1 protein-coding gene is annotated in these 283 nt (G+C 69.6%); it reads right to left on the reverse strand.

The window, feature by feature from the left end; genetic code table 11:
- A partial coding sequence (locus tag AABA84_RS34970) for a GGDEF domain-containing protein (protein ID WP_338314375.1) occupies positions 1-283 on the reverse strand: 283 nt, incomplete at both ends.

A 283-nucleotide genomic window follows, 5' to 3' on the forward strand; every position in this document is an offset into this window, starting at 1 on the left:
TGGTCGGGCGCGATCGCGATACCAACGGAGACGCCGACATGGATCGACTGGCTTTCCAGCGGCGGCGGATGACCGATGACCTCGACCAGGCGCCGGGCCAGCTTTTCCGCCGATTGCGGCTGCGGGCCGCGCTGGAGGACGGCGAACTCGTCGCCGCCGAGGCGCGCGACGGTGTCGTGCTCGCCGACATTCTCCTTCAGTCGCGCGGCGACCCAGCGCAGCAGCCGGTCGCCGGCGGCGTGGCCGAGGCGGTCATTGACGGTCTTGAAATTGTCGAGGTCGA

Source organism: Bradyrhizobium sp. TM239 (assembly GCF_036247985.1).
Classification (GTDB): Bacteria; Pseudomonadota; Alphaproteobacteria; order Rhizobiales; family Xanthobacteraceae; genus Bradyrhizobium; species Bradyrhizobium ottawaense.